The 26509-nt window shown below is 42.6% G+C and carries 22 protein-coding genes; 12 read left to right on the top strand and 10 right to left on the bottom strand.

Annotation, left to right across the window (positions count from 1 at the left end):
- Nucleotides 1-46: 46 nt before the first annotated feature.
- Nucleotides 47-1363 carry a GntT/GntP/DsdX family permease gene (locus PQO05_RS07205; protein WP_273632028.1) on the bottom strand — a complete coding sequence of 439 codons (1317 nt, stop codon included), beginning with the start codon at nucleotides 1361-1363 and terminating at the stop codon, nucleotides 47-49.
- Nucleotides 1364-1513: 150 nt separating this feature from the next.
- Between PQO05_RS07205 and PQO05_RS07200 the strand changes: the two genes are divergently transcribed.
- Entirely contained in the window at nucleotides 1514-1879 is a 366-nt protein-coding gene (locus tag PQO05_RS07200; protein ID WP_273632027.1) for a VOC family protein, read from the top strand.
- Nucleotides 1880-1932: 53 nt separating this feature from the next.
- Here the strand turns inward: PQO05_RS07200 and PQO05_RS07195 are convergent, their stop codons facing one another.
- The 3 genes from PQO05_RS07195 to PQO05_RS07185 form a co-directional block, all read right to left on the bottom strand.
- Entirely contained in the window at nucleotides 1933-3432 is a 1500-nt protein-coding gene (locus PQO05_RS07195; protein WP_273632026.1) for a TPM domain-containing protein, read from the bottom strand.
- A gap of 62 nt (nucleotides 3433-3494) precedes the next feature.
- Nucleotides 3495-3893, bottom strand: coding sequence for a hypothetical protein (locus tag PQO05_RS07190; protein WP_273632025.1), 399 nt, complete (start codon nucleotides 3891-3893; stop codon nucleotides 3495-3497).
- Nucleotides 3894-3979: 86 nt separating this feature from the next.
- The gene (locus PQO05_RS07185; protein WP_273632024.1) at nucleotides 3980-4531 is read right to left on the bottom strand and encodes a hypothetical protein; all 552 of its coding nucleotides are present in this window, start codon (nucleotides 4529-4531) and stop codon (nucleotides 3980-3982) included.
- A 206-nt stretch (nucleotides 4532-4737) separates the two neighbouring features.
- On the opposite strand from PQO05_RS07185, the gene PQO05_RS07180 reads away from it, so the two are divergent.
- The gene (locus tag PQO05_RS07180; protein WP_273632023.1) at nucleotides 4738-4962 is read left to right on the top strand and encodes a hypothetical protein; all 225 of its coding nucleotides are present in this window, start codon (nucleotides 4738-4740) and stop codon (nucleotides 4960-4962) included.
- A 16-nt stretch (nucleotides 4963-4978) separates the two neighbouring features.
- The gene (locus tag PQO05_RS07175) at nucleotides 4979-5164 is read left to right on the top strand and encodes a hypothetical protein (RefSeq protein ID WP_273632022.1); all 186 of its coding nucleotides are present in this window, start codon (nucleotides 4979-4981) and stop codon (nucleotides 5162-5164) included.
- Here the strand turns inward: PQO05_RS07175 and PQO05_RS07170 are convergent, their stop codons facing one another.
- The gene (locus tag PQO05_RS07170) at nucleotides 5165-5908 is read right to left on the bottom strand and encodes a metallophosphoesterase family protein (protein WP_273632021.1); all 744 of its coding nucleotides are present in this window, start codon (nucleotides 5906-5908) and stop codon (nucleotides 5165-5167) included.
- A 6-nt stretch (nucleotides 5909-5914) separates the two neighbouring features.
- Complete coding sequence (locus PQO05_RS07165; RefSeq protein WP_273632020.1) at nucleotides 5915-6652, bottom strand: nucleotidyltransferase; 738 nt, start codon at nucleotides 6650-6652, stop codon at nucleotides 5915-5917.
- 141 nt (nucleotides 6653-6793) lie between these two features.
- Here PQO05_RS07165 and PQO05_RS07160 point away from each other — a divergent pair, with 141 nt between their 5' ends.
- On the top strand, nucleotides 6794-8602 hold the full coding sequence (locus tag PQO05_RS07160; RefSeq protein ID WP_273632019.1) for a glycoside hydrolase family 15 protein: 1809 nt from the start codon (nucleotides 6794-6796) through the stop codon (nucleotides 8600-8602).
- A 41-nt stretch (nucleotides 8603-8643) separates the two neighbouring features.
- The gene (locus PQO05_RS07155) at nucleotides 8644-10629 is read left to right on the top strand and encodes a PKD domain-containing protein (protein WP_273632018.1); all 1986 of its coding nucleotides are present in this window, start codon (nucleotides 8644-8646) and stop codon (nucleotides 10627-10629) included.
- Nucleotides 10630-10847: 218 nt separating this feature from the next.
- Here the strand turns inward: PQO05_RS07155 and PQO05_RS07150 are convergent, their stop codons facing one another.
- The gene (locus PQO05_RS07150) at nucleotides 10848-11615 is read right to left on the bottom strand and encodes a hypothetical protein (protein WP_273632017.1); all 768 of its coding nucleotides are present in this window, start codon (nucleotides 11613-11615) and stop codon (nucleotides 10848-10850) included.
- Nucleotides 11616-11824: 209 nt separating this feature from the next.
- On the opposite strand from PQO05_RS07150, the gene PQO05_RS07145 reads away from it, so the two are divergent.
- On the top strand, nucleotides 11825-12133 hold the full coding sequence (locus tag PQO05_RS07145) for a hypothetical protein (protein ID WP_273632016.1): 309 nt from the start codon (nucleotides 11825-11827) through the stop codon (nucleotides 12131-12133).
- Between the two features lie 262 nt (nucleotides 12134-12395).
- A complete protein-coding gene (locus tag PQO05_RS07140; protein ID WP_273632015.1) occupies nucleotides 12396-13625 on the top strand; it encodes a BamA/TamA family outer membrane protein in 1230 nt (409 codons plus the stop codon).
- Between the two features lie 124 nt (nucleotides 13626-13749).
- Here PQO05_RS07140 and PQO05_RS07135 read toward each other — a convergent pair whose 3' ends face one another.
- Nucleotides 13750-16401, bottom strand: a complete 2652-nt coding sequence (locus PQO05_RS07135) for a PAS domain-containing sensor histidine kinase (RefSeq protein ID WP_273632014.1) — start codon at nucleotides 16399-16401, stop codon at nucleotides 13750-13752.
- 196 nt (nucleotides 16402-16597) lie between these two features.
- Between PQO05_RS07135 and PQO05_RS07130 the strand changes: the two genes are divergently transcribed.
- A complete protein-coding gene (locus PQO05_RS07130) occupies nucleotides 16598-16963 on the top strand; it encodes a response regulator (RefSeq protein WP_273632013.1) in 366 nt (121 codons plus the stop codon).
- Between the two features lie 260 nt (nucleotides 16964-17223).
- Here PQO05_RS07130 and PQO05_RS07125 read toward each other — a convergent pair whose 3' ends face one another.
- Nucleotides 17224-18444, bottom strand: a complete 1221-nt coding sequence (locus PQO05_RS07125; protein WP_273632012.1) for a glycoside hydrolase family 5 protein — start codon at nucleotides 18442-18444, stop codon at nucleotides 17224-17226.
- Nucleotides 18445-18671: 227 nt separating this feature from the next.
- Between PQO05_RS07125 and PQO05_RS07120 the strand changes: the two genes are divergently transcribed.
- Complete coding sequence (locus PQO05_RS07120; RefSeq protein WP_273632011.1) at nucleotides 18672-19043, top strand: response regulator; 372 nt, start codon at nucleotides 18672-18674, stop codon at nucleotides 19041-19043.
- On the opposite strand, the gene PQO05_RS07115 is transcribed toward PQO05_RS07120, so the two are convergent.
- Nucleotides 19040-20083, bottom strand: coding sequence for a hypothetical protein (locus tag PQO05_RS07115; RefSeq protein WP_273632010.1), 1044 nt, complete (start codon nucleotides 20081-20083; stop codon nucleotides 19040-19042). The two genes, PQO05_RS07120 and PQO05_RS07115, sit on opposite strands and share 4 nt — an antisense overlap.
- A gap of 280 nt (nucleotides 20084-20363) precedes the next feature.
- Between PQO05_RS07115 and PQO05_RS07110 the strand changes: the two genes are divergently transcribed.
- The 3 genes from PQO05_RS07110 to PQO05_RS07100 are packed head-to-tail and all read left to right on the top strand — an operon-like array spanning nucleotide 20364 to nucleotide 26504.
- Nucleotides 20364-23462: a tetratricopeptide repeat protein gene (locus tag PQO05_RS07110; protein ID WP_273632009.1), complete on the top strand. Its 3099-nt coding sequence runs from the start codon at nucleotides 20364-20366 to the stop codon at nucleotides 23460-23462.
- Between the two features lie 17 nt (nucleotides 23463-23479).
- On the top strand, nucleotides 23480-25342 hold the full coding sequence (locus PQO05_RS07105) for a porin family protein (RefSeq protein ID WP_273632007.1): 1863 nt from the start codon (nucleotides 23480-23482) through the stop codon (nucleotides 25340-25342).
- Nucleotides 25266-26504, top strand: a complete 1239-nt coding sequence (locus PQO05_RS07100; protein ID WP_273632006.1) for an HU domain-containing protein — start codon at nucleotides 25266-25268, stop codon at nucleotides 26502-26504. The genes PQO05_RS07105 and PQO05_RS07100 overlap by 77 nt, the downstream gene beginning before the upstream one ends.
- Nucleotides 26505-26509: the final 5 nt, after the last annotated feature.

Below are 26509 nucleotides of genomic sequence, written 5' to 3'. Positions count from 1 at the left end.
TTATTATTATCAAATCCGAAATCGAACATCCGAATTCCGAAATCAATCACCCCACAAACACATTCAAAACCAACACCCCAACCAATCCTATCACAGCAACCAAAGTTTCCATCATGGTCCATGAACGGAGGGTGTCTTTAATGCTGAGGTTGAAGTATTCTTTGTAGAGCCAGAATCCTGAGTCGTTTACGTGCGAGAGTACCAGGCTGCCTGCACCGATAGATAATACCATTAAGTTAGGGTTGATATGGTACTTGGAGATCATCGGCGCAACAATAGCCGCAGCAGTTAACCCGGCTACCGTACTCGAGCCTAAGCTGATGCGGATAATGGCCGCAATCAACCAGCCCATAATCAATGGTGGGATATTAAGGGTTTGGATCTGGTCGGCAATAATACTGCTTACGCCGCTGTCGATCAAGACCTGTTTAAAGGCTCCCGAGGCTGCGATGATAAGCAGGATAACTGCAATATCTTTTAGTGCATCAACATACACATCGCTCAGGGCACTCATTTTTTTGCCCCTGGCGATACCCAGCGAAAACGTGCCGAAGATCAAAGCAATCAGCATTACAATGGCGGGATCGCCAACGAAAGCTACCAGTTTATTGGTGAATTCATCTTTTATGTTTAAATGCGGATAAGCAGCCGCCAGCATCAGTAATATTACGGGCAGTAATGCCGTAAAAAAGCTATTGAAAGCGTTGGGCATTTCGGCGGTAGATAACTCGGCGGCACGGAAGGTGGCTAATGGTTCTGATTTGATGTTCTTCAAAGTCCGTGCATAAAGCGGACCAGCCAGTATGATAGTCGGTATAGCGATGATGATACCATAAACCAGCGTCATCCCCATATCGGCATGGAACAGTTTTACCAACGCAGTTGGCGACGGATGCGGCGGCAAAAAGCCATGCGTAACCGACAAGGCTGCCAGCATAGGCAAGCCGATATACACTGCATTGATCTTATATTTATAGGAAATAGAAAATATCAGGGGAACAACCAGCACAAAGCCTATCCCATAAAACAATGGGATACCCACTATAAAACCAGCAAGTACCAATGCCCATTGAATGTTTTTTTCGCCGCCGGTTTTAACCAGTACATCGGCAATTTTTTGGGCGGCTCCGCTGGTTGCAATCAGCTTGCCCAGCATAGCACCGAGGCAAATGATAATAAGCAGCGAACCCATAGTATCGCCCATTCCTTTTTGTACCGATGCGCTCACCTTATCCAGCGGGATACCCAGGGCCAGACCGGCAATTACGGATACCAGCAATAAGGCCAGGAAAGGGTTAACTTTAGCCCAGCTCACTAAAAGCACAAGCAGTACAATGCAGATCAGGATGGTCAGTAAGGCCATTGAGGATAATAAAAGGTTAAAATGGTATCATAGGCAGCGTTTCTCATCTGCGCATTAGCTAAAGTAGCAAAATCCTTGTAATTAGTGTTGTTGTAACACCTTAGTTTCAATGATGATTTTGTATTATTGGCGAAATCAATGCAAGCCAATATGCAACCTGAAATTGTTTCTTTACGCACATTTATCGGCTCTAAGGACTTCGCCGTTTCTAAAGCATTTTATGCCGAATTAGGTTTTCAGGAGTTCCCGCTTTCTGATAACTTGTCGCTGCTCCGGTTCAATGAATTGGGTTTCTACTTGCAGGATGCTTATGTGGAAGATTGGCTCAACAACACCATGCTTTTCATCGAGGTTAAAAATGTAGAGGCTTGCTTTGAATGGCTCACACAATTGCAGCTCCCTCAAAAATATCCGGGCGCAAAATTACACCCAATAAAAAGAAACGATTGGGGTGATGAGTGTTTCGTGATCGACCCGGCCGGTGCATTATTGCACTTCGGACAGTTTCATAAATAGGTTGTTACAGGCAGACACCTTACGATAATCAAGGTAGCAAATTACTTGTAAAATTACCAGGTGCCACCCGCCCCGCCACCACCGGTATCACCACCGCCATAACTTCCCGAATCTGACGATGAACTACTCCCGCTATCAGATGATGAACTACTGTTCGATTGGGACAGGGTTGCAATTACTACCATTTTAATTAGCTCTTCATAATCGCATTGCTCGCAATGACGTACTTTTTTGCCCTCGCCCTCTTTAGTGTGGGTTGGGTGTACCAGCACTTCTGTTTCGGCCTTTTTTAATGTTTTAAAGCCGCATTGCGGGCAAACATCGTGACTGCCAAATGAAGAACCTTGATTCTGTATTACCTTAAACTCTTTATCGTTGCTGGCAGATACCCATATATCATAACAATACACGTCCAGTTTTTCTTCGGTTCTTTGTCCCGGGCTAAGGTATGGCTTACCTTCCCTATTAACGTCGCGATCAACCCTTATCATTGATTTACCAGCTGCATCAGCAATCGCAGTAAAGCGTTTTGCACTATTACGAAGCCTGATATACTCAATCAGCAATACTATAATTACAGGGGGAGAAAATACAATACACCACCAGGTTGCCTTCAGGTAACTTTTTTCGGCTTCATTAAAATTAAAATCGTCCTGGTGTTGCCTGCGGATAATGCCTAAATTACCGAGATACTTTGTTAGTATAATTAAAGCGCTAACATCATATACCAGCCAAGGCACATTCTGTACAGGAAGTGCCTTAAACCAGGCAAATTTATTAAGCCCCGAAATGATGACAATCGCAATTATCCCTAAAAAAAGAATTACACCTATAACCGTCGCTATAATATCGTATGCTGATAATTTTTTAGCCTGCTTTATTTTATGAGTAATGGCTTTGCGCTTATTGATGACACGCAGCACCCAAATTAGTATGATGATTAACAGGCCGGATATGGCCGCAGGTAATTGCCATGCTATCTTTTGCTTACTTTTTGCCAGTAAATCTGCCAGTTCTTTATGATTGGCCGGCTGATTAAGGTAGTTTGAAATAGTGGTTATGGCATTAACAACACCTTCGCCGTAATTGCCTTGCTTAAAGGCAGGTACCATTTGGTGTTCGCCAATCAATTTCAAATCGGCATCAGGCAAAAGCCCTTCCAGGCCGTAGCCTGTTATAAAACGGTAGGCCTTGCGGTCGGTAGCAACCAATAATAGTAAACCGTTATTGGCTTTCTTTCTACCTATTCCCCATAATTTAAACAGGTTTACAGCGAAGTTAAAATCGTCCTGATCGGTGTTAAAATTATGTATAACCACAACGGCAGTTTCAACACCCTGCTTTTGTTCCAGCTGCGTAAGCAACCGGTTAAGCGAATCGGTCTCGGGTTCACTAAGTATACCATCTGGGTTACTTACTGAGCCCGTTCTGTCAACTTTAGGATTGGGGATGTCATTTACTGTTTTATAGACGGTTTGTGCCCCTCCGTCATAAGCAAATAAACATAAGAGCACAATAAATGATAAGCGGATAAGCAGTTTGTTGATTATCATAAGGTGTTATAATAAATCCACAACACATTTATCTGCTTACAGTTTGGCAGAAAAAAAGCAATTTATTGCTTCACCGCCGTTACGCGCGAACCATCTTTATCCAGCGTTTCGAAAGTGATCTGTTTATCGCTAAGCGAAGAAACATAGAATGGAAAATCCCTGCTTTTACCATTGGGCAGTAACTCATGCACATTGAGGTTTTTGCCCGAGATTTTATAAGTGCCGTGCGATAAAAGCTTACCTCCCCAAAAGATATTGAGGTTACCATCAGGTTTAATTTCGATATAGGGCTTGTTCTCTTCCAGGTCGGCAGTGGTTACGGTATCGGGCGGGCTGCTGTTGGGTACGCCTACTTTAACATACTTCCATTTACCGTATAATTGTTGTGTATTCAAGCCGCCTGTACATGCGGTGGCGAATAAAATAATTGTAGCAGTAATAGTAAGCAGTGCCTTTTTCATGGTTGTGAAAATAGGAAAATATAGTTTAATCCTAAAAAACCGGATTACTCATCGCAAGCATCCGGTTTTAGTAAAGGTGCATATTGTTACTTTAGTTTCTCAACCAATACACTAAAATCAACCCCGGCTACTGGCGTATGCTTCCATGCATTATTTTCATAATTCCAGGTACCTCCGTTAAACAAACCGATGTGAAAAGATGGCTCTGTAACCTGCTGGGTATTTAACCATTCGATTGATACTAGGATGTTGCCATTTACCTCAATATCATAGGGCGACAGATCTACAATAACACGGCTATTTCCTTTAGGTATACCGCCTGTAATAATTTGTTTAACCAGGTTATCATCGGGCAGTGTTCCGTTAAAGCCATATACATTTACTTTAAACTTCAGGGTATCGTTACTGTGGTTTTCTACCCCGAAGTTTAATTTCAACAGCTTAACCATTTTCTTGCCGGCATTCATTTTAATGCCTACCTGCTGCCCTTTTATTACCGCAAATGTGCTATTGCTTGAACCCGTACGAGGTGTATTGCCAATAGTTGTAGTATGTTGTGCATGCACAGAAAAAACGGTAAGTAAGATGAGAGCAGTAAGCATCATCTTTATTTTTAAGGTTGATAATTTGTTGATCATAACAAGGCTAAAGTTTAATATAATACAGGCAAGATGCTTAATCTGCCACATTGGTTGCATCAAACTTAAATTCCTATCCGAGTTGCAATAAATATTCCTGAACGTTAATGTGTTAATAAATTTGTTAATAATTATTTCGTATAAAGCAAAACATAAACAAACGCGATAACGTATTAATCATTGTTTACAGCCGTTCATCTACCTATATGCAATCGTTGCTCCACCATAGAATGCAGGAAGAACAACTGATTTCGAAGATCAGAAACCAGGAGGCTTCTCTGCGCAAGAAAAGGGAGTACCATGAAACTGCCGCTGTTCTGGATAATATCAAGCAGCTGCAAATGGATTTGGCCGCAAAGCAATTGGAGATTGAACGTATACTAAACGCCGAATTGAAAAAGTTAGTAGACGCATTGAAAAACAGATCATAGTTTAATTGAATAAGAAATGACACAGTTAAAGAAGGATAAAGCGAAACTGGACAGTATTAAAAAAGCTGTTGAGTATTTATTAGATCAAAAAAACAATCTGCAAGTCGGCAAAAACAAAATAATGCGCACCCTGGCCATATTACAGGAAGAAGAACGCAAAACCGAACAAAGCCTTAATATGCACAGGCGTGCTACCAGTTAATTAAACCGGTAGCTCATATAAATAATACGGGCATTGGTAGCCTGCCTTTACCAGTATCGGTTTGGCCACATTATATACCTTAATACTTCCGTTAATATCCCCTTCTAAAGTACCTGCGTGCGCATGGCCGTGGAAACAGGCAGTTACCCCCTTACGGATCAGAGGCTCTACCAAACGCGAGGACCCCAGGAACGGATAAATAGCTTCAGGCTCTCCTACCACCGTTGCCTTAATTGGCGCGTAATGCAAAACTGCAATTTTATGCTCTACAAATGGATCTGCCTCCAGTTTACTAAGGGCACGTTCCAGGTGCAGGGCTTCGTCAACAGCTTCCTGTACAAAGGCTTTCATGGCATTTTCGCCAAACATGGTAAGCATGTGGTTATCAAAACCTCCTCCAAAACCTTTTATACCGGCAAAGCCAACATTACCAATGGTAATAGCTTCTCCATCCAGCACATGTACATTTTGGCTTTGGATAGTTTGGCGAATCAATTTTTGCCTGCCCTTTTCGTAATCGTGATTGCCCAGTACGCAAACAACGGGTATGGTGCAAGCACGCAGCTCTTCGGCTAATATGGTGGCTTCATCTTCATCGCCGGTATCGGTTAAATCGCCGCAAATCAGTAATACATCTGCTTTTGTTGATACTTCTTTAAAATAATCAGTCCATTTGCCTTTATCGATTTCGCGTACGTGAATATCGGCAACAGCAGCTATGCGGGTTACTTTGGTATCTTCCATAAAAAATTAAACAGTAATTATTGTGTACGATTTATAATCCCACTCCTTAATATCAACCGCGTATTGGGTTTGGTCAATCATCGGTCCACGGCAAACGCGCACCACGGGTTCGGGTAAATCATATTGTTCATTCGCTTTTCGCATCAGTTCGTCAAAAATCCACTTAGGGATAATTTCCCGGTATTCAGACGGGTATACAAACTGAAACTGCAGGATCTGCGCCAGCAACAAATGCCAGTGCTGCTCAACCCGGTTAAACAGGCGTTGCCAGTCGAAATCTTTCCCGGCTTTCAACAGTATGTGGTTCATATCTGCACCATCATACCGCTCGCGGTTCTGCACATAAATTTTGCACCAGAATAGTTCTTCGCCCGGGATGATCTTTACATCACAGTCAAAAAAATGGGCATTAGTGGCATGGTCAAACCAACTGTCATCAACCTTGCAGATATTATTAACGGTATCAAATATCACATCGATAAAATAATCGCCTTTAAAAATTTTGGCCAGCCAACGCACATCTGTGTATTCAACTGTATACCCTTTATCGGCAAAAAACTTCAAAATTTTGGTACAGTCGGCATAGCGGCAGTACACATCCAGGTCTTTGGTATCCCGAAACAGGCCGGTGTAATGAAACACAGCAAAAGCGCCGCCCAGCATATAATCTATGCCGCTTTCTGTAAGCGTTGTAAGGGCTTCTGCATAAAAGGCATGCGCTTGCTTATCGTCGTTAATGGTCATATTTCGGTTTATCAGTATTAACAGTTTGGTCTGTTAACTTATTGATAGAACCAAAACTTATGTGTTTGTGTTTGCCGATAGCTTATAAAACAAAAAGCGTGTGCGGCTGTCTCTCTCGGATAAGATAACGAGATAAGGCACATGGAGAATAATTATGAACCGATAGAAAATTACGGGGTAATAGGCAACCTCAACACCGTTGCGCTGGTATCAAACCGGGGTTCTATCGATTATATGTGCCTGCCCCAGTATGATTCGCCCACCGTTTTCGGTGCATTGTTGGATGCTGATAAAGGCGGCTATTTCTGTATCCGCCCACAATTAAGCAATCCGCGCAGCAAACAACTCTATCTTACCGATTCGGCCATTCTGGTAACCCGTTTTTTCTCTGAGGATGGCATTGCCGAGCTCACCGATTTTATGGCGATTGATAAAGAGCATAAGCGCATTACCCTGGTGCGTAAACTCAAAACCATTCGCGGAAAAATTAAATATACCATACAATGCCACCCGCGTTTTGATTATGCAAGGATTGAACACAAGGCTGAACAAGCCGAAAATAACCGCGTTGATTTTACAAGTGACGACGGACAAAAGCTCCACCTCTTTTCTGAAATTCCACTAACGATTAAGGATAACGACATCGACCATGACTTCGAGCTGAATCAGGACGAGATGTTATGTTTTGTGATGCAGGATAATATTGAGAACAGCAGTTTTCTGCACGAGCTGCACCCCTACTGTATTACCTGTTACGGGCAGACTTATGATTACTGGAAAGCCTGGATTAACCAGTGCAATTTTACCGGCCGTTGGATTGAGATTGTGCGGCGCTCTTGCATCACCCTAAAATTACTTACTTCTTTAAGGCATGGTTCGGTAATGGCTGCAGCAACTTTTGGCCTGCCCGAAACCATTGGCGGCAAACGCAACTGGGATTACCGCTACACCTGGATCCGTGATACGGCCTTTACCATGTTTGCCTTTTTGCGCTTAGGTTTTATGGACGATGCTGCCGCCTTTATGCACTGGGTACTGGAAAACTGCATCCCGAAAGACATGTTTGTGATGTACACCATGGAGGGCAAACGGTCACCCAATGAAACGGAGCTGAAGCACCTGTCGGGCTACCGCAACTCTAAACCGGTACTCATCGGCAATGATGCCATCAATCAAACACAACTGGATATTTATGGCGAATTGATGGATACCATTTACCTGTACAACAAATACGGCGGCGAAATTACCTACGAATTTTGGCAGATGCTGGTTACCCAGGTAGAATTTGTATGCACCCATTGGCACGAACCAGACCATGGTATGTGGGAAATTCGCGGTGTGAAGCGCGAGTTTCTGCACTCGAGACTAATGTGCTGGGTAGCTATCGACAGGGCTATTAAGATAGGTAACAGCCGCTCGTTCCCATTTCCGCATGAGCGGTGGATTGCTATAAGGGACGAGATCTTCGAAGACATCTATAACAACTTCTGGAACGAGGAAAAAGAGGCTTTTGTACAATACAAAGGATCGGACGAGTTGGATGCTTCTGTTCTGTTGATGCCGATGCTGCGGTTTATTAGTCCGCACGAACCCCGTTGGTTGAAAACCCTTGCCGCTGTAGAACGCGACCTGAAACTCGACGTGCTGATATACCGCTACCGCAACACCGAACTCAATGTAGATGGCCTGGGCAGCGAAGAAGGCACCTTTACCATGTGCTCTTTCTGGTATGCCGAATGCCTGGCCAAAAGCGGCGAAATGGATAAGGCTAACGAAGTATTTGCGAAGATACTGGGCTATGCCAACCCGCTGAGGTTATTTTCAGAACAGTTAAGCAAAAGCGGTGAACAAACAGGTAATTTCCCACAGGCTTTTACCCATTTGGCACTCATAAGCGCAGCGATAGAAATAAATCGCCTGAGCGAAAAAAAGAAACCGGAAGTAGTTTAAATATTTGATTTACTGCGTGCTAAACTATTACATTAGTAGCGGTGAAGAAACTAATTTTAATATACTGTTTGCTTGTTTTTCCGCTTTTTGCCATTGCGCAAACAGGGTTAGATTGCCAGCACCCTATAAGCCTCACAACCCTGTCAGACTATTGCTCTGCCAATGCACAATACAATAATAGCGACCCTCAACAGGCCGGCATTACCTGGTTTCAGTTTACTGCGTTTTATGGTTTGGTTAACGTTGTTATCAGCGGCGCCAATACAGGAGGTGGTACTTTAACATCGCCCAACGCTAAAATTTATACCGACTGTACTTCGGCAGCGCTTGCTTCAACCAACAGCACAACAGGTGGTGTTGCCACCTTGCATGCCGAAAATTTAACAAGCGGTGGCACCTATTATATTGCCGTTACCGGGCAAAACAACGGCACTTTTAAACTTTGCATTAATAACTACCTCGCCCCTTCTACAGATGGTAAAGACTGTGAAACCGCCAATTTTTTATATAATACCAATAACATTGGGATATCGCAATTTTATGGTGCAGGCTTAAAAAATACGGAAAGTGCGGGCACCTGCCTGGGCGGCGAATCAAACTCTACCTGGTATAAATGGAAAGCGGCCAATAACGGCACACTGGTTTTTACAATAACACCCGATAAGACAAGCGATGATGTTGACTTTGTACTGTATGACCTGGGCACAACCGGTGATTGCGCTAACGTTATGGCCGACAGTGCAATTAGATGCGCAGCCGGGCATGGTATATGTGCTATTGGCCCCAATTACTCACAAACAGGTCTCGATTTCCATTCGATAGATTTATATGAAGCCACTGGCTGCGACGGCACACAGGATGGTAAGCTTAAATATGTTAATATGATTGCGGGTAATAATTATGCCTTGCTGATCAACAATTTTACGAGCAGCGGTGGCATGACACTTAAGTTTACCGATCAAAATAACGTGGCTGGCACGGGTACATTTGGCGCACCCACTGTTACTATTAATGTAGTGCCGCCAACATGCGCATCAAATAAAACTTATGTTTTCAACAACTTTCAGACCAAAGACCACGCCTTTACCTGGGATTTTGGGCCTAATGCCAATATTATTAATGTAGATGCCGACTTTAATTTTACTGTACAATTTACCACGCCCGGCAACCATAATATTGCACTTACCGTTTATAACAGCATAGGCGCACCCTCATCAAATACCATATCGATAAATGTGCCCGATGTGCTTACACCTGCCCAACCGGTTATTAATGCTAATAAAACCATTTATTGCCCGGGCGATGTTATAATATTATCAACCACCCCTGTAGCCGGCCTAACTTACCAGTGGACCGGCCCCGGCGGTTTTATGGCAACCGGGCCAAGTATACAGGTACCCATTACTTCAACCTATACAAACGGCGCTTACATTGTAAACGCGGTTGATGGCACCTGTTTAAGTGCGCCCGGCACCTATTTACCGGTTATAAGTACCAACCCGGTTGCAGCCTTTACGGCTACCCCGGTTTTCCCTGCCGAATTACTAGTACCGGCCACAGCAACTTTCACCAACCTGTCAACCAATGCCGATACCTATCTTTGGGAGTTTGGCGACGGCAGCACCTCCACAGGTTTTAGCCCGCAGCACATTTATACCGTTGGCGGCACTTACCATGTAAAACTTACAGCAACTAACAGCACAAACGGTTGCGCCATCTCTGTTACCGAAGGCGATTATGTGATTAAGTATGGCAACGTTATTTTTATCCCCAATGCCTTTACGCCAAATAATGATGGGGTTAACGATAAGTTTGCGCCCAGCATCACCAACATTAAAGTTTACCATATCCAGATCTTTAACCGCAACGGCAACGTGGTATTTGACTCGCGCGACCCAATGCAACCCTGGGATGGCAATTACGGCACACAGCAAGTTCCTGTTGGCATCTATTACTACGTTATTGATGCTATAGGATTGGATAATAATACCATTAAACAAGCAGGGTATATTACATTACTCCGGTAAATTACCGATACGTTTTAAGGACTTAAAATGGAACGTTCCACTCTAAAAGTAGCAACTACAAACGTCATTGCGAGGTACGAAGCAATCGCGAACAATACAGAGCCACTCTGTAAGTCGGATGCTTCGACGGAGCTCAGCATGACAAACGCTTCGTTCCCCGCAATTACGGTATGATGGTTCTGTCTTTTGTCTTTCTTCCTTAATCCTTTATCCCTTCCCTACGCTGCTGTCACCGCCCCGGTAATCAAATTAACTTTATAATTAGTACCATTAAGCGTTAACTGGGCATAGTTGGTATTATTGAATGTAAGTGTACCGGTATAGCTATAGTTACCACTGGCTGTAGTGCTGGTGCTGTTTGTACCTGTAATGGTAAAGGTGGCTGTCCCTCCTACAATGCCCCGATAGGGTTTACTTACTAAGAGTTTATTAAGTACAATATCTGTACTGCTGGTTGTAGTGTTTTTAGCACCCGTATTGTATTGGTAATTACCCGTACGCTTGTACTCACCATCAACAGTATAATTGGTGGCAGCCGCCAGTATACCGCCAATATTAAAAGTAGAACTACCCGAATTTGACGAAGTTAAACTGGCATTGCTGAAAGTACCGGTGTAGGTAGCAACGTTTAAAGCGCTATCAGCCTGGTTGCTGCTATTACACAGTACAGTTAAATTACTTTTAGTAACGTAGTTGTAGGTTGTGCTTGCCCCGGCGGCACTTTGCTTGCTCGTACTGTCTGATTTAATGGTGCCGCAGGCCGAGTGTGCGCTCACCATCGATTGGGCATCGAGGGTAACATCGGCCACCAGGTTTACAATACCATTGGCATCTTTAGCAAGCGACGACCCCATGATAGTTGCTGCATTGCCGCCCGTCGATTGCATCGGGTCAACATCTGGTCGTCTGTAATCGTGGTCGTACTTGTTGCAGGCGCTCACCGCCGCGAGTAGAATTACTCCTGATAAAAGTCTTATATTTTTCATGATAATAGGGGTTATATTTTGCTATGACTGCGAAGGTTTGAGCAGGTTTAATTGAAAAGAAAAATTTTAACACTTTTTTGAGATGCTAATCTGATAAGCCTTAAAACTGTTATTCAGCCTTTTGTATACACCTTGCTTCACTAAATCTTCATTAAATTAATTATGGCCTAATACTTGCATGTGTCAACTTGTAATAAGAAACAACAACTATGAAAAAAATATTTTTTTGCTTTAGCTTAATATTTAGTGTACTGGCATTTAGTAATCCCAGCCAGGCACAGCATCATAAACTAAGCGACCAGGGTCGCGGGGCTATTATAGGCGGTGCCGGTGGCGCAGTTGCAGGTGGCTTAATTGGCCACGGCGTAGGTGGCGCCCTTGTTGGCGGTGCTATAGGCGCAGGCGGCGGTTATATTATTGGTAATGAGCACCGTAAAAATGTAGAAAGAAAACACCGTGCTAACTGGAGAGCCCATCACACCCTTGTACGCAGGGCTAAATACCGTTATCATAACTAATTTATTTTGCAGTATTTATAAGCCCCGGCCAATGGCCGGGGCTTTGTTTTTTTAAGTTCTTCTGAGTCGACTAAGATGTATCTCTGATGCCGTGTTCAAACTCCCGCAGAAAGAAACTAATAAATTTCACACTCAAACAAAAAACACCGTTTCCTTACAACTTTCTACTCCAAATTGGCGTTAAAATTCAGTGTAATATTTTTTGACATTTGGCTGACTTTTTGCAATAAGTTGCTAAATTACAATTCCAATTAACGCTTAAATGAAGATACTCGTATCGTGGCTTTTACTTGTGCTGCTTCCGGGCTTGCTGTTTGCACAAAGCAGCAACTCGTTTGGCTCGGCGCAAAAAGAAGTTGATACGGTTGGGCAAAAGGATCTTATCGGTCTCTTTAAAAATGTCTTCAAGATAAATACTGCCCCAAGTACCAGCATGGAGGATGCGCCAAGAAAATCTATCTATTTTTCTATTCTTCCTATATCATCGGCAGTACCGGGTGGCGGCCGTGCATTAATTACCTCTACTACAGCAGGTTTTTATGTTGGCGATAGAGAAACCACCAATATATCGAACGTAACGTTTACGCCCTATTTTAACTTTACAGGCCGCTTTGGCTTACCGTTGCGTTCTAACATCTGGCTTAATAATAACAACTGGTTTATACAGGGCGATACACGGTTCCTGATATACCCGCAAGATACCTGGGGCCTTGGTGGCGCAACCCGGCAAAACAACAAAATAAGTGTCGACTATAAGTACATCAGGTTTTACCAAAGTGCCCTTAAACGTATTACATCGTACTTTTTTGCAGGTATTGGTTATGCGATGGATTACCATGTTGATGTTGATGCCCAGCACGAAAACGTACAAAACCTGCAACAATTTACCGGCTATCAATACGGCACCAGTAATGCCAATTCGTTTTCATCGGGCGTAACATTTAATTTACTGTACGATACCCGCAATAACTCGCTAAATCCCCTACCAGGCTGCTACTCAAACCTGGTTTATCGTTATAACACACCGATGCTGGGTAGTAATGCCGCCTGGCAATCGCTGTATGTTGATGTGCGTAAGTACATTCACTTTACCCAAACCCGCCAGCAAAATATGCTGGCCTTGTGGACTTATTACTGGACAACTCTCGACAAAGGTGTACCATATCTTGATCTGCCAAGTATCGGGTGGGATTTTTATAACCGATCTGGCCGGGGAATTCAGCAAAATCGTTACCGTGGGCAAAGCCTTGCTTATATGGAAGCTGAGTACCGACGGGATATTTTACCAAGCGGGTTACTGGGCTTCGTATTATTTGCCAACAGTACTTCGGTTTCCGAACCTAATACCCACCAGTTTAAATACATTCACCCTGCTGGTGGTGGTGGTTTGCGGATAAAATTCAATAAAGGATCTAATACCAATATTGCTTTAGATTATGGTTTCAGCAAAGGCTACTCGGGTTTTGTGCTGGCTTTGGGCGAGGCATTTTAAATAAAACTTTATAAAAATTAACCAAAGGGAAAATACAGGCACGTACTTTGTTATAATACCAGTATTGAGGGGATGTAAGTGAGTGCAGACGCGCCACACTTTTTAGAAAGTGTGGCGCTATTTTTTATAAGGCTTTCGGTAAACGGAAATAAAAGGTTGAACCTTGCCCCGCTTCGCTTTTTACATCAATTTCGCCATGATGCAGAGCCATAATTTCGGCAGAGAGGTACAGCCCGATACCAAAGCCCGAGAAGCCACGGGTCTTCTCATCCTGTACACGGTAAAAGCGTTGAAATATTTTTTGCAGATCGTAGGTATTAATTCCGATACCCTGATCTTTCACAGCCACTTCAACCCAATTCCCAGTATCGAGTGTCGATAAAGTTATCGTAGTACCTTTGGGCGAATATTTAACCGCATTATTGATGAGGTTAACAGCCACCTGCATAATCTTTTCACGATCGGCATGTACAATCAGATCTTCTGTAGGTTCAAGCACAATCTGGTGGCTTTGTGTAATAGGCCTTACATCAACAACGGCTTCATTAATAGCATCGTTGATATTAAAATTACTGAGCTCAAGCTGTAACTTTCCCGATTCTATTTTCGACAGATCGAGAAAACCATAGATCAGCTTCGTCATTTTCTCAATCTGGTTATCTGCCTTTTCGAGCGAAGCACTGAAAAACTGGTTATCAGATTTTCGCGCACTCGAGAGCAGCATCTGGATATATGCTTTGAGCGAAGTAAGTGGTGTTTTAAGCTCATGACTGGCCATGGCTATAAAATCATTCTTACGGATCTCATCCTGCTTGCGGTCGGTAATATCAACCACTGTACCTACCAAACGCAAGGGGTTACCCTGCTCGTCAAACACAGCCTTACCCTTGGCCCTTATCCAGCGCAGTTTTTTCTCGTTGAAACTAATAATTCGGTAATCAACATCATAATCACCTTCGCTTAGTTGTTTATTGCAGGCATAATCAAGCGCTTCAATCACCCGCTCATGGTCATCAGGGTGGAGGCCTTTTAAAAACCTATCTAAGGTAATGGTATCGGTTAACGAGTACCCAAACAACTGTCTGTGGCGTTTGTCCCACTCCAGTTTATCTTCGGCTACATTCCAGTCAAAGGTGCCCAACTCTGCAGCCTGGGTTGCCATGCGCAGGTTTTCTTCACTTCGTTTTAGTTCGTTAATGATATGCCGTTGCGAGGTAACATCCACCACGGCCCCTACCATGCGGATAGGTTTACCATCGTCATCAAACAACAAGCTGCCCTGTGTGCGGAACCAGTGGATCGATCTATCAGGCCATATATTGCGCACTTCATAGAAGTACAATCCCCCGTTGGTTAATGCTTTTTGAAAAGCCTTTTGCACGGTACCCATATCCTCGGGATGTACATGCGATTGCAGATCTTTATGTGTGAATTGCTTTGTATTATCGTACCCGAAAATCTCAGCCAACCGTGGCGAATAAACGATACTGCCTTTAATAAGGTCAACATCAAACGTACCGAAACCTGTAGCCTCAGTAGCCAGTCGTAAGCTTTCTTCGGCCAGCTCCAGTTTATGGCGTGCCTCTACCTGCCCGGTAACATCATAGGCGGTAACCATAATGCCCCATACCCGGTGCCCAACATCAAAAAGCGGCCTGTATGAAAAAGTGATATATAATAGTACAAGCCCACTATTGGTTTCAATATAGGCAGGCACTTCATTGCCCTCAAAAGGCTCACCTGTTTCATATACCTGCTTAAGCAAGGCTGGATACTGCTGATCTTTTAGTTCGGGGAATACATCAATCAGCTTTTTACCTGTAACCTGCTGCCCGGTTTTATCCCATATTTTTAACAGCGCATCGTTATACAGATCAATCACCATATCGGGGCCGCGCATAATCCCCATCGCAACAGACGACTGTGAAATGAGGTTACGGAACTGCTTTTCGCTCTCTTCTATTACATGCCTGGCCTGCACCTGCTCGGTAACATCTGTGGCGATGATAATTACGCCGGTATATTCGTTATTTTCTTCTAAAGGGTAATAAACAAAGTTAAAGTAGAAGGTATCTTTAACGCCATTACGCATTAAAACAGCAGGGGTTTCTGTCCCATAATGCGGCTCACCGCTGGCCAATACATTTCTTAACAGTTGTACAAAGGGCTGGCCTTCCAGTTCGGGCACAGCTACAGCCAGGGGCTTCCCTAAAACAGCTTCAGATTTGCCCCAAAGTTCCAATATCTGTTTATTGGCTGTCTCAATAACTAACTCGTAGCCACTGCAAACACTAATGGCAAACGGCGCCTGCATAACCAGTTTACGGAACAAGGCATCGCCATGTAATTGTGCTTGTTTGGCAACCTCCTGGGTTATTTGTTCGGTAATATTAACGGGGGTGTGGATGATATAGGCCACCTTACCATCCTCATCTAATACAGGCTTATTGGTTACCGACCAGTAATGCTGGCCGCTCTGGTGTACAAATACATTTAAATGATCAGGGTATTGCAAATAAGCAATTTCGCGGGTTTTTATAACCTGCTGAAAAGAATTGCTTAGTGCATCGGCAACATAAAAATGTTCGGTGAGTTTGGTAAGTATTTCAAAAAAGCCATGCCCTACTATTTCTTCCCTGCTGATACTCGCCATTTGCAAATAAGCATCACTTACCGCAACAACTGTAAAAGCAGCATCGGCTTTAACCAGCAGTGCATTTGTTGATTTTTCAAAGATGCTTAGAAACAGATTGTCTGACAGCGTATTAGTTAACACAGGTGTAATTAGTATTTTACAAATTTAAAACAATATAGCTGTATATAATATTAGCCTTTAATATATATCTTTACTTATTAATTGATTAACTGATACGATTTTATTAGCCCGAACGTTTCATTAAGTGTAGCTATTCTGCTCATTACCCCGTATCCTTATTGTATCGTATCACAAGCATCCTCAATTAATTTTTAATATGGCAAAAAGAATTTTAATAATTGATGACAATCAGGATATTCTTGACATTGTGCAGGAAACCCTGGCCTACGAAAATTTCGAGGTAATGGCCAAATCCGATTCCAGCGATTATATTGCCGTAGTTAATGAGTTTAAACCCGATCTTATTATCCTAGATTACCGGCTGGGAAATATTAACGGCGGCGAAATATGCCGGCAGATTAAAGCTATCCCTGCTCTTAACGCAATACCTATCATTATTTTTTCGGCATACGTTAACCATAGCAACGATTTGTTTGCTTACGGTTGTGATGCCATTATCGACAAGCCCTTCGATCTGGTTGAACTGATTGAGAAGGTAAATAACCTGGTGGATGTTGAATGAGATTAATCTTGTCTTGAATCTGAATTAACAGAATTAGAGAATTGGCAGAATTATTTCATTATCCCTTGCCTTTATTAAGATAATTTAAGAATGACCAGTTTAAATCCATTAAGGCATTCTGATCATTCTTAAATTCTGAAAATCCTGATCCTTATTTCAACCCTAACGCATCACTATAAGCCTTATTAGGGCGTGCATTGGCAAACTTGCTATTCCATTAAGGCATTCTGATCATTCTTAAATTCTGAAAATTCTGATCCTTATTTCAACCCTAACGCATCACTATAAGCCTTATTAGGGCGTGCATTGGCAAACTTGCTATTCTCAATCATATCATATAATGCCTTTTTAATGGCAGCCCGGTCTGCAGGGGCAGCTTTACGGATATCTTCAAAGCTTTCGCGTTTCTTTTCGGTATATTCAACTATGGTATCATAACCATCAGGTTTATTAAAGGTCATGAAACTGCTTTCGGCATCCATTTTTTTGTATGGCCAGAAGTGCCAGCCCACATTATTTTTCTCCAGCATTTTGCGGAAGGCTTCATCCCAGTCGTTCTTATTCTCGCCGGTTTCGCCGCAATAAACCGGCACATTATATTTATCTCTAAAATCAAGATAATCCTGTATTACGTCCTGCGTGCTGGCCGTCCAGTATTTGTGAAACGTATACACTGCTTTGCTATCAAATGGTTTACCAAACACTTTAAAGTTACTATCCCATTGCGCTCCACCCAAAAACACGAGGTGATTTTTATCAACCGTACGAATGCCAGCTACAATTTCTTTGTACACAGGCTCCAGGTATGGGTTAATTTCTGCTGTGTTAAAATAATGCGCAATAGGTTCGTTCAGTAAATCATATCCTAAAACAATGGGCTCGTTATAGTAACGGGCAGCAATCTTAGTCCAGATATCCACAGTAAGCTTACGCGATGCCGCACTGGTGAAAAGGAAAGGGTACCCATCGCCATCATCAATATTATCGCCGGTTTGGCCGCCGGGTGCAGCGTGCATATCCAGTATCACATACAGGTTTTCTTTTTTACACCAGCCAATTAAGCGGTCTAAGATCCTGAACCCACGATTGGCATCGGTAGTACCCAAATAAGTTTCGTTAGTAAACAAACGATAGTTAAACGGTACCCGGATAGAGTTACAGCCAATGCTCTTTAAATAATGGATATCTCCTTCAGTAATATAGTTATCGAGATACTTAGTCCAGAAGGCTTTAGTCTCTTCAGGGCCAATGAGTTCATTAAAAGCCTCATTGATCAGTTTTGGCGAACTAATGTCTTTAAATTTAAACATATAGCCCTCTGGGATAAGCCAGTTACCCAAATTTGTGCCTTTGATTAAAAAAGGCTTATTATTAATATCAACAATTTCTTTGCCTTTTACACTGATGAATTTTTTCGGCTGACTGATAGCCGATGTGTAAATAAGCCCCATAAGGCATACAAATGCGGTAAATTTTTTCATAAATAATGTAACGTGATGGTATTGTATTTACAAAAATAACAACTTAATATAGCTGTGAATTAATTGATAGGTGCTTTTTACAACTATTTAAAAATATGGTACAGTAATTGCACATTTGTGTATAACTTACGCTTTGTAATATATGTCTATAAGAGTAGACGAAAGCTGATACAGACTGACCAGATCTGAACTAAAAAAGCAAATCTGAACGCAAATTGAAACGACACATGACAAGGATTTTAGCGGTTGACGACGATAAAGATATCTTAGATATACTACAATTTATTTTAGAGGATTCGGGCTACGAAGTAGATACGCTGGCTGATGGCCGTTTGCTTTTTGACAGGATAAACCAAAACGAACCCGATTTGATATTAATGGACATTATGCTTGGTACTGCCGATGGCCGCGACCTATGCCGCACCATTAAATCGCAAGATAAAACACGCACCATACCGGTAATCATGATCTCGGCCAGCCACAATATTGCCGATGTATTGAAACAAGATTGTGCCCCCGATGATTTCTTAGCTAAGCCTTTTGATATTAACGTATTACTGCAAAAAATACAAAGGCAGTTGCCAAACGCTGCGGCTTAATTTTTAAAAGCAGCCAGTTCTTTATCAATAAACTCATTCCACCTTTGTTGGGCCGATGCATTTACACCATGGTCGGTTTCGTTATCGTATTGCTTTTGCATGCGGTCCATTTCGCGCAATGCATCAAAATAAGCTGTATTAATACTGCCATCGTAGTTTAATACAGGTATAGTCTCTGCAAGCATTTGCCGCTTAAATTTCTCACTTACCAATTTTACAATATCAAAATGCCGCTGCTCGTGGTTAAGGTTATAGGCATTTTCGGCACCACTCTTTACCCAGCTTGCACTTTTAGGCAGATAAACCTTCATGGCTATATGAATAGTTATAATGCCCTTATTGATTGACGTTTGTTCGGTAAAACCCAAGCCCGGCATAACCGCTGCCGAATAACTACTGCTAATGTTTCGCTTATCTTTAAAATCATCCCATGTAATTGGCCGTTTGAGCGAGTAATAAATGGTATCCCCCTCGGGCTGCTCATCATGATAATCAGTGAATATCAGCTTTACATTTTTTGCCAATAGCGGGTTTACATCAGCCTGCTTTTCCATCCAGGTATTAAAATATATCACTGCATTTTCAATGGTGGTCCGCAAAGCAGAACTGGCAACATCTGCCTGGTTATTTGCGCGGATGTAATGCGCGCCTCCTGTATAGTTTACAAGGTGGGCTTCCATGTCCTCACCCGTTTTCAGATCGAATGACAGGGACAATTCAATTTTACCATCAACCCTTCCATCGGACAAAGCTGTTTCATTGATCAATAGCTTTTTCACCTTGATAATAACCGGTTTATAGTTATCCCGATAAGGCAGGTTCTCTTTCAAAAACCGTTCAATTGTAAGCAAACCACCGCCCTGCAATGCTACCGGTTCGGCTATATTTTTATTGTTTGAAGCAGTAACCGGGATTAAACGGGCAATTATTTTTTTATCCGTCCGCTCATCAATAACATTAGTAATATAAAAGTTAGCTGCCTTTATTTTCAGGGGCACATCGCGCCATACTAAAACACCTTCATCTTGATTTTGAGGCAATTGAAACGCACTGAAAATCAACCAAAACACAGCAACAGTTAATAAATTAACTAATATTGTAAACTTTCTCAATCTCAACTTTGTTCCCCTTAACACATCTTATAAACGTATGCTGTTTTTACATATTTCAATATCCTATATTTTCATATTTATCGCTTTTTTTCTGAGAAGCTATACCATCATTTTTTTACCTTCGTTATAGAAAAGTATTTTACCACCTTTGTGGAAATTTACCATGAAACGCATTTTATAGCTGTTTACAGCGCCGTTATTATCAATTATGATTAAACCCAAATACATTGCTTTACTGGCTCCGTTATGTTTAACACTCACTGCAACGCAGGCCCAGCAAAATCCATCGTTCCAGGTTTACCGCACATACCATACCGCTACCGAATTGCTTGACAAAGGCGAATATGTAGCTGCCGCAGAGCAATTTAGACAGGTAGAGAAACTGGGTTACAAAACCACCAATCAATCTAAATTCGAATCGGAACTAACGCTCGTTCAGGAAAACGCACAATACTACGAAGCCCTTTGCGCCCTCGAGCTAGGTAACGATGATGCAGAAAGCATGTTTCTGCGCTTTATTAAAGAGCATCCCGAAAACCCGTTTACTAAACTGGCTTACTTCCAGATGGGCCGCTCATACTTTAAACGTGCCAGCTATGCCGATGCCTTGCGCTGGTTTGATAAAGTAAAAGCCAGCGACCTAAGCGGCAAGGAAAACACCGAATATAAGTTCCGTAAGGCTTATGCCTACTTTGCCACCGGCGATTTAAAAAATGCGCAACCGCTGTTTGGCGATGTACGCAATACCCACTCGCCATATACCGAAGATGCTACCTATTACTTCGCCTACATCGCTTACTTAAATAAGGACTATCATGTTGCGCTGGTTAACTTCGAAAAACTAAAGAACTCTAAAAAATACGAGAGCAGCTATCCTTATTACATTACTGCCGTTTACTTTTTAGATAAACGTTACGATGATGTTTTAAGTTACGCCATCCCGATCATCAACAATACCCATCAGCAGCACGAAACTGAAATGCTGCGTATAATTGCCGCATCTTATTTCGCCAAGGCCGATTACCCTAACTCAGTTAAATACTACAGCCGTTTTAAAAGCCAAGACCAAGGCAAAACCCAGAACACACAGGATAGCTACCAAATGGGTTATGCTTATTACGAGGTTAAAGATTACCCCAAAGCTTCTGTTGAGCTGGAAAAACTGGTTGATGGTGGCGACATATACAGCCAGAATGGTAATTATACGCTGGGTGATGTTTTCTTAAAACTAAATAACAAGCAAAGTGCGCGTAACGCCTACTTTGTAGCCTCGAAATTAACCTTCGATAAGCAATTACAGGAAGATGCGCTTTTCCAATACGCCAAACTTTCATACGAACTCGATTTTAATACTCAAGCTTTGGATGCTACACGATTGTATCTGAAGAACTATCCGCGCAGTACCCGTACCGATGATGTAAAGATCTTACTGGGTGAAGAATTACTCAACTCCCGCAATTATCGCGAAGCTGTCGAGATCCTGGAACCTATTGCCAACAACTCAGAATCTGCTAAAATGGCTTACCAAAAGGTTACCTATTACCGTGGACTGGAGTTTATTAACGAACGTGCATTTGAGAATGCTATTGGTATTTTCATTCGTTCACTGCGTTACCCCGAGGATGATAAGATCACCGCGTTAACTACCTATTGGGAAGCAGAAGCCATGTATGAGGTGCGTAAGTACCCCGAATCGGTAGCTAAATTTGAGGCATTTTTGGATATGCCTGCTGCGCGCGAAACTGATGTAGCCAATTTCGCTAACTATGCGCTAGCTTATTCTGCCTTCAACGCCGAAGCTTATAGCAAAGCGGCTAACTATTTCGAGAAATTCTTAAACGGAACCGAGAAAGATAAAAACACAGAGAATGATGCCATTGCCCGCTTAGGTGACAGCTATTTTGTATTGAAAAGCTACAGCCGAGCGCTGGAATATTATAACCGCATTATTGAGCAACAAAGCAAGGGGCAGGATTACGCCTTATTTCAGCGTGGTATGATCCAGGGTTTAACAGGCGCACCGGATGCCAAGATTGCTACGCTGAATGATGTACTAACCCGTTTCCCAAATTCGGATTTTGCGGATGATGCCGATTTCGAGATTGCTTATACCAATTTCATCCAAAACAAAGGAGATTTGGCCAAAACGCAAATGCAGGCCATGATCCAGAAATACCCGCAAAGCAGCTATGTGCCGCGTGCGCTGGTATCTATCGGTCTGATCGATTACAATGCTAACCGCGATGATGAGGCTGTTACCTCATTTAAGCAAGTGGTACAGCAATACCCGCAAACAGATGAAGGTAAGCAGGCATTAAAACAGATTGAGAAGATCTATACCGATAAGGGCGATGCGCAAACCTTTATCAGCTATGCCACCACCACGCCTATCGGTAACTATACTACTTCGCAGCAGGAAGACATTATGTCGACTGCGGCCAATAACCTTTATTTAAAGGGCGACTGGCAAGGTACAGTATCAGCAGTTAACGCTTATTACGATAAGTTCCCTAAGCCGATCTACGAAAAGCAGATGCGATTTATCCGCGCCCAGGCATTGGTTAACTTAAACCGTGGCGACGAGGCGTTGATGGACTACAACGTGATTTTGAACGACTGGACCAGTCCTTATACCGAGAAGTCGCTCATCAGTATGGCTAACTACTACCTGAAACAGAAAAAGTATAACGAAGCTGTAGTGTTCCTGAAACGTCTGGAAACTAATTCAGAATACAAGGCCGATTACAACTTCGCGATCAACAACCTGGTAATTTGCTACTCGCAAATGGAAATGTCGGACGATGTGCTTAAGTATGTGAAGCTGATCCGCGAGAACGAAAAATCGTCAGATGAGGATAAATTTAAAACAGGTTTGTTCGCCGGTAAAGCTTACCTTGATAAAGCGGATACCAGCGCTGCCCTAAAAGAACTGAACTACACCGTAGCCAACACCAAAACCATAAGTGCTGCCGAGGCCAAGTACAATATTGCTTTGGTAGAGTATAATAAAGGCAAATACAAAGAGTCGCAAAAAACCTGCTTCGACCTCGTAAACAAGATGCCTAACTACGATTACTGGTTAGCCAAATCATTCATATTACTGGCAGATAACTATGTGAAGCTAAAAGATAACTTCCAGGCAAAGGCTACACTACAAAGTGTGCTCGATAACTACAAAGCCGACGATGACATTATCCCTACAGCTACAGAAAAATTGCAAAAACTTTCGCCTGCTATACCGGAGGGTAATTCAGATACCACAGCTACCAATCCTGCGGCAACAACTAAGAAAAACAAAAATAACTAAGGAGAAGAGAACGACTAATGAAGAACTCAAGATATATATTCAGCTTGCTTGTTTTAGGATCAGTTGCTTGCTTTTCCGCTGCTAACGCACAAACAACCACACAGAAGCCTAAGGCCAAAACTACAGCTAAACCGGCTGCAAAGAAACCTGCTGCTACTGTGCCTGCTAAAAATACCAACGCTAAAAAACTGGGCGATGTGGCTGCAAAATCAGCCGCCCGCGATACTTCTAAAAAAGGTGGCGCCAATAACCCCAATACCGACCCGAATAAGAACAACAGCTTATCGGAAGAAATTGTGATTACCACAACCTACAAACCGGTACTGGCCGATGCGGTAAAAATTCGCCGTAACCCCGATCTGGAAGAGAAGATCCCTTTCAAGGCGCCTCTCACTTACACCAGCATTGATAAACGCCTGGAGCAAAACACAGCTATTAAACAATTAGAAGCTGCCAAGCTTGCTGCCGAGCGCGATTCTATCAACTACAATAACTATGTTAAAGTAGGTGTTGGTAATTTAAAAACCACTTTTGCCGAAGCTTATGTTGATAACGGTAAAGACCAGGCTTTACAGTTTGGTGCCTGGGCCAAACACTTCGGTCAGCAAGGTTCTGATGCCGAGAAGCAGAACCAGAGCCGCGAAGAAGTTGGCGTTTTCGGTAAATCAATCGGCGATCAAAATACTTTAAGTGGTAAGCTTACCTACAACTATGGCAGCAACTATTTTTATGGTTTTGTACCGCAAACCCCGCCGGTAACTGTCGATCCTGCCCATCAACACTTTAGTACTATTGGCGCTGAAGGTGAACTGGTAAAGAATTATAAAGATACCGACCGCGTACTCGATTATGCTTTAAAAGCTAAAGGGTATATTTGGAGCAATGCATTCCAGGCTCGCGAAAATAATTTGGTGTTAACCGGTTTCTTAAACCAAACCATTAAACAGTTTTATGCCGGTTTGGGTGGAACGTTAGATCTGACGTCGCAAAAAGATAACGCTTATAGCATGGGTAATAACCTGCTGCGTTTAAACCCTTACTTAAAATTTCAGGGCGATAACTATAAGATTGATGCAGGCGTTAATATCGTAACAGAATTTGGTGCATCATCGCGTGTATCGGTATTCCCGGCTGCTAAGGCAGAGTTACAGGTAATCCCGGATTATGTGCGTTTATATGTGGAGGCCAAAGGCGATGTAAACAAAGCTTCATTGAAAAACTTTGCAGACGAAAACCCTTTCATCGGTCAGGATATCAATATCAAGAACAGTGTAGATCAGCTTGACCTTACCGCCGGTGTAAAAGGAACCTTAGCGCCAGGCTTAGGTTTCAAAGCCGAAGTTTTCCGTTACCAGATTAAAGACATGGCTTTATTTGTGAGCAACTTGTTGCCGGTAACAGGTAACAACCAGTTCCAGGTGGTTTATGATAATGGTAAATCGAAAGTAAGCGGATTTAAAGGTGAGCTGGATTATAAAGCATCAGACGATGTGGACATTTTCGGTAAAGGCGAATTTAAAAGCTACAGCATGAACAGCCAGCTTTACGCCTGGAATATGCCTAAGTTTAACATCAGCGCAGGTACTGTTTTACATATTACCAACCAGTTGAATATTACAGGAACTTTAGTAGTTCGAGGCGAAACTAAAGACTTGCCTTACGTAAGCAGCAGCACGCTTTCGCTGGCCGATCAGGAGAAAACAACACCATATACTATAAAATCATTCGCCGACGTAAGCGCTGGCGCTAATTACAAAATCAACCGTAAAATATCGGTATTTATACAGGCCAACAACCTGTTAAATGGCAATAATAAAACTTGGTTGTACTATCGTAATTACGGATTTAATATATTTGGAGGCGTTGGGTTTGGTTTCTGATACGCAGACTACCAGTTTACTGCCTGATATGGGGATGGATTTATCGAATTACGTAAGCAAATTATTACAGCAGCACGGCCATTTATATGTGCCCGGTTTAGGCTATTTTGTGCATTTGCGTAAAAGTAGTTACTATGATAAAGCCACAGAAACGCTGTATCCACCCTATTACGAAACCACGTTTGATGCCGACCATATCGAGTCGGAAGATCACAACCTGTTAAACTTTATTTCTTCGGAACGGAATATTTCGGCAGTATCAGCCCAATATTTTCTGGAGAAATATCCAGCGATGGTAAAGGCTAAAGCCGAAGCTGGCGAATTTGATTTTGAAGGCCTGGGTACATTCTTTATCGATGAGCAATCGAAACTGGTGTTCAAACCTAACCAATCGGGCACTAATTTTAACTCGCCATTGTATGGTTTGCCTCCGGTAAAAATTAAAAAACTGGCAGATGTTGGTCAGCCAATTCAGACTGAAGCAGAAGCGCCTGTTGCTGTTGTTCCTGACTTTGTTCCAGAACCGGCGATACCTGTTGCCTCTACTCCTGTTAAGGAAACTTTTGTACCACCTGTACCAATTTATAATACACCTCCTCCTCCGGTAGAAGAAGCAGAGGTTGAGCCAGAGATTGAGGAAGAACAACCAAAAAGCAAAACCATCTACTGGGTTGTATTAGTGGTGATAGTAGTTGCAGCGATAGCAGGCTTCCTGGTTTATCAATACAAATTGATAAACTTTGGTACTGCCCCGGTTGCTGTTAAAACTAAACCTGTTGTACAGCCAAAAGCTGATAGTGATTCTACTAAGAAAGATACTTCGGCTACTGCAACGGTTAAAGCAGATTCGACGGTTAAAACTGCGGCGCAACCTGCGGCAAGTACAACCCCGATACTTGGCGAAATCCCGAAAGATACCTGGCTTATTTTGGGAGGCAGCTTTAATAATTATGCAAATGCTACCCGCGCGGTGGCTAATTACCGGGCGCTGGGCCACCCCGAAGCCCGCCTGCTGGATTCTGTTCAGCATAAAGAATTTTTTGTTTATAAGATTGTGTTCGGGTATCAGCCTACTAAAAAACAGGCAGACTCTGTTAAAATGGAGATACTGAAACCAAGAACCATCAAAGCCAAATTTATATTCGTAGAACCCTATAAGTAAAAATA

Source organism: Mucilaginibacter jinjuensis, assembly GCF_028596025.1.
Taxonomy (GTDB): domain Bacteria; phylum Bacteroidota; class Bacteroidia; order Sphingobacteriales; family Sphingobacteriaceae; genus Mucilaginibacter; species Mucilaginibacter jinjuensis.
Note: the sequence above shows the minus strand (reverse complement) of the source record. Positions and strands in the feature narration are given on the sequence as shown.

What these genes read in the sequence shown, in the direction of transcription:
- PQO05_RS07120 (WP_273632011.1), top strand. Translation starts at nt 18,672, where the DNA reads ATGACAAGGATTTTAGCGGTTGACGACGATAAAGATATCTTAGATATA.
- PQO05_RS07160 (WP_273632019.1), top strand. Translation starts at nt 6,794, where the DNA reads ATGGAGAATAATTATGAACCGATAGAAAATTACGGGGTAATAGGCAAC.
- PQO05_RS07105 (WP_273632007.1), top strand. Translation starts at nt 23,480, where the DNA reads ATGAAGAACTCAAGATATATATTCAGCTTGCTTGTTTTAGGATCAGTT.
- PQO05_RS07130 (WP_273632013.1), top strand. Translation starts at nt 16,598, where the DNA reads ATGGCAAAAAGAATTTTAATAATTGATGACAATCAGGATATTCTTGAC.
- PQO05_RS07190 (WP_273632025.1), bottom strand. Translation starts at nt 3,893, where the DNA reads ATGAAAAAGGCACTGCTTACTATTACTGCTACAATTATTTTATTCGCC.
- PQO05_RS07100 (WP_273632006.1), top strand. Translation starts at nt 25,266, where the DNA reads ATGGCAATAATAAAACTTGGTTGTACTATCGTAATTACGGATTTAATA.
- PQO05_RS07125 (WP_273632012.1), bottom strand. Translation starts at nt 18,444, where the DNA reads ATGAAAAAATTTACCGCATTTGTATGCCTTATGGGGCTTATTTACACA.
- PQO05_RS07185 (WP_273632024.1), bottom strand. Translation starts at nt 4,531, where the DNA reads ATGATCAACAAATTATCAACCTTAAAAATAAAGATGATGCTTACTGCT.
- PQO05_RS07195 (WP_273632026.1), bottom strand. Translation starts at nt 3,432, where the DNA reads ATGATAATCAACAAACTGCTTATCCGCTTATCATTTATTGTGCTCTTA.
- PQO05_RS07200 (WP_273632027.1), top strand. Translation starts at nt 1,514, where the DNA reads ATGCAACCTGAAATTGTTTCTTTACGCACATTTATCGGCTCTAAGGAC.
- PQO05_RS07110 (WP_273632009.1), top strand. Translation starts at nt 20,364, where the DNA reads ATGATTAAACCCAAATACATTGCTTTACTGGCTCCGTTATGTTTAACA.
- PQO05_RS07170 (WP_273632021.1), bottom strand. Translation starts at nt 5,908, where the DNA reads ATGGAAGATACCAAAGTAACCCGCATAGCTGCTGTTGCCGATATTCAC.
- PQO05_RS07175 (WP_273632022.1), top strand. Translation starts at nt 4,979, where the DNA reads ATGACACAGTTAAAGAAGGATAAAGCGAAACTGGACAGTATTAAAAAA.
- PQO05_RS07205 (WP_273632028.1), bottom strand. Translation starts at nt 1,363, where the DNA reads ATGGCCTTACTGACCATCCTGATCTGCATTGTACTGCTTGTGCTTTTA.
- PQO05_RS07165 (WP_273632020.1), bottom strand. Translation starts at nt 6,652, where the DNA reads ATGACCATTAACGACGATAAGCAAGCGCATGCCTTTTATGCAGAAGCC.
- PQO05_RS07180 (WP_273632023.1), top strand. Translation starts at nt 4,738, where the DNA reads ATGCAATCGTTGCTCCACCATAGAATGCAGGAAGAACAACTGATTTCG.
- PQO05_RS07150 (WP_273632017.1), bottom strand. Translation starts at nt 11,615, where the DNA reads ATGAAAAATATAAGACTTTTATCAGGAGTAATTCTACTCGCGGCGGTG.
- PQO05_RS07140 (WP_273632015.1), top strand. Translation starts at nt 12,396, where the DNA reads ATGAAGATACTCGTATCGTGGCTTTTACTTGTGCTGCTTCCGGGCTTG.
- PQO05_RS07145 (WP_273632016.1), top strand. Translation starts at nt 11,825, where the DNA reads ATGAAAAAAATATTTTTTTGCTTTAGCTTAATATTTAGTGTACTGGCA.